Below are 1,225 nucleotides of genomic sequence, written 5' to 3'. Positions count from 1 at the left end.
GTGGGGGCGTTGTGGGGGCGGCAGATCATGTCTCCGCGGGAGATGTCGATCTCGTCTTCGAGGCGGACGGTGACCGACATCGGGGGGAACGCCTCCTCGACCGGCCCGTCGGCGGTCTCCACCGCCGCGATGCGCGAGGTGAACCCCGACGGCAGCACCATCACCTCGTCACCGGCCTTCAACACCCCCGAGGCGACCTGACCGGCGTACCCCCGGTAGTCGGTCACCGTGGTCGACTGCGGCCGGATCACGTACTGCACCGGGAACCGCACGTCCTGCAGGTTCCGGTCCGAGGCGATGTGCACCCGCTCCAGATGGTGCAGCAACGACGGCCCCTCGTACCACGGCATGTTCTCCGACCGGGACACGATGTTGTCACCCTGCAACGCCGACACCGGCACCACCGTCAGGTCCGGCACGTCCAACTTCGCCGCGAACGCCGTGAACTCGTCCGCGATCGCCTCGAACACCTCCCGGTCGAAGTCGACCAGGTCCATCTTGTTCACACACAACACCAGATGCGGCACCCGCAACAACGAACACAGAAACGCGTGCCGCCGCGACTGCTCCACCAGGCCCTTACGCGCGTCCACCAGGATCAACGCCAGGTCCGCCGTCGACGCCCCCGTCACCATGTTCCGCGTGTACTGGATGTGCCCCGGCGTGTCCGCGATGATGAACTTCCGCCGCGGCGTCGCGAAATACCGGTACGCCACATCGATCGTGATGCCCTGCTCCCGCTCCGCCCGCAACCCGTCGGTCAACAACGCCAGGTTCGTGTACTCGTCCCCCCGCGCCGCACTGACCGCCTCCACCGCCGCCAACTGATCGGTGAACAACGACTTCGTGTCATACAACAACCGGCCGATCAACGTCGACTTACCGTCGTCCACACTCCCGGCCGTGGCGAACCGCAACAGATCCATCGGCCGCGTCTCCACCTCGACCGGCGCCATGTCGATGCTCATCAGAAGTAACCCTCCCGCTTACGGTCCTCCATCGCGGCCTCGCTGACCCGGTCGTCGCCCCGCGTCGCGCCCCGCTCGGTGATCCGCGTCGCGGCCACCTCCTCGATCACCGCCGCCACCGTGCCGGCATCCGAACGCACCGCCGCCGTGCACGAGGCGTCACCCACCGTCCGGTACCGCACCACCTCCACGAACCGCGTCTCACCCGCCCGCGGGGTGAAGAACTCGTTCACCGCATACAACATGCCGTCCCGCTC

Annotated in this window: 1 protein-coding gene and 1 pseudogene; both read right to left on the bottom strand. The window is 67.3% G+C overall.

Annotated elements, in window-relative coordinates:
* On the bottom strand, nt 1–968 hold a 968-nt coding region (locus LPA42_RS33360; RefSeq protein ID WP_228987138.1), incomplete at its 3' end, for a sulfate adenylyltransferase subunit 1.
* Nucleotides 968–1,225: pseudogene (locus tag LPA42_RS33355) on the bottom strand (sulfate adenylyltransferase small subunit); the annotation flags it as partial. The gene LPA42_RS33360 and the pseudogene LPA42_RS33355, both read right to left, overlap by 1 nt.

It is taken from the genome of Micromonospora sp. DH13, assembly GCF_020873825.1.
GTDB lineage: Bacteria > Actinomycetota > Actinomycetes > Mycobacteriales > Micromonosporaceae > Micromonospora > Micromonospora haikouensis.
The sequence above is the reverse complement of the archived record's forward strand: the minus strand, read 5'-3'. Positions and strand labels throughout refer to the sequence as shown.